The sequence below is a fragment of the Sporolactobacillus inulinus genome, assembly GCF_006539285.1.
In the GTDB taxonomy this organism is placed as follows: domain Bacteria; phylum Bacillota; class Bacilli; order Bacillales; family Sporolactobacillaceae; genus Sporolactobacillus; species Sporolactobacillus inulinus.
The window spans coordinates 1-1308 of sequence record NZ_BJMS01000208.1; the positions used below are offsets into that span (position 1 = coordinate 1).

The window sequence follows — 1308 nt, forward strand, 5'->3', positions numbered from 1 at the left end:
CACGAGTCCATCACACAAGGTTAGAAATTAAGGACCGGGCGGAACAGGTCTAATTTATATGCTGAGCAAAACACCGCTTGGTTTTCCATAGTCATTTTAAGTCGAAACGCGAGGTGCACAAGCGCAGTTTTTCGATGAGTATCTGCTAAACTCATAGAGTATGCTTGAAAAAAGTGAGTTTTTTAGCATTCACATGTATAGATCAGCGGCATTCTGATCAGAATGTTGCTGAGGTGATACAAGATGACAGATAATAAGGATCAAAAGAAAACACAAGAAAAAGAACTGTCCGGTCTGCGAAAACTAGCAAAACGGCGCTGGTTCTATCCCGCTTTATATTTATGCGCTGCATCGCTCGTACTGACCGGCGTACTGCTCTTTCAAATGCATGGTGCTGATAAGGCAAATCAAGATCAGGATCAGACAGTATTTAATCAGGACAAAGCGACCCCGCATGTGCAAAATGCTGGTGATGAGGTCTTTGAATGGCCGGCAAAGAAAGGCGTTACTGAAGTGATTCAACCATTCTATGACCCAAAAGCAACTGAAGCCGATCAGCAAGCCGCTCTCGTAAACTATAACAATTCATACGTCCAAAATACAGGCATCAACATTGGCGCGGATGATGAAAAGGCGTTTACGGTAACAGCAGCAATGACCGGAACGGTTACGGAAGCAACGAAGGACAGTACGCTCGGCTACAAAGTGACCTTGAAGCACAAGAACGGTGTAGAAACGATGTATCAAAGTCTTGGATCAATTGATGTGGCCAAAGGACAGGAAGTCGCCCAAGGTGAAAAAATTGGTACAGCGGGCAACGAAGCACTGAATAAAGCGATGGGTGTGCATCTGCATTTCGAAATCCGTAAAAATGACGTGCCGGTAAATCCGGAGCACTTCATGGATAAGAGTGCTTCTGATGTAAAAGCGGTCACAGTCGGTGCGAAAGCAGCAAATGAGAGCAATCCGGCTTCAGAAGTGAAGGATGAAGGCAGCAGCGAAGCACCAAAGCAGGAAAGTGATCAAGGCAAGTCTAAATCAAATACGAAGAGCAATCCAAAAGAAGGTTCATCAATCGATAACAGCTCCCTTGACTCGGAAAATTAACAAAATAATGAAATTAAGGCGGCTCCTAAGGGGAGCCGTCTTTTTTGCAGATAAAGAAAAGCTATGATTTGCCCCGTCTTCAAGCAAATAGACCCGTGTCTTGGTTAAGAATCAAAGCGGAGGTACGCTGCGTCAGCGGGATCGCGTTTAGTTGATGCATGCCAGCGAGATCCCTTTGAAGAGGCTCGCGATGCGCCCGTG

General features: G+C 45.5%; 1 protein-coding gene. It reads left to right on the forward strand.

Translation table 11 applies throughout. The features are described from left to right. Window positions 1–243: 243 nt before the first annotated feature. The gene (locus SIN01_RS14730) at window positions 244–1107 is read left to right on the forward strand and encodes a M23 family metallopeptidase (protein WP_047034752.1); all 864 of its coding nucleotides are present in this window, start codon (window positions 244–246) and stop codon (window positions 1105–1107) included. Window positions 1108–1308: the final 201 nt, after the last annotated feature.

What these genes read in the sequence shown, in the direction of transcription:
- SIN01_RS14730 (WP_047034752.1), top strand. Translation starts at nt 244, where the DNA reads ATGACAGATAATAAGGATCAAAAGAAAACACAAGAAAAAGAACTGTCC.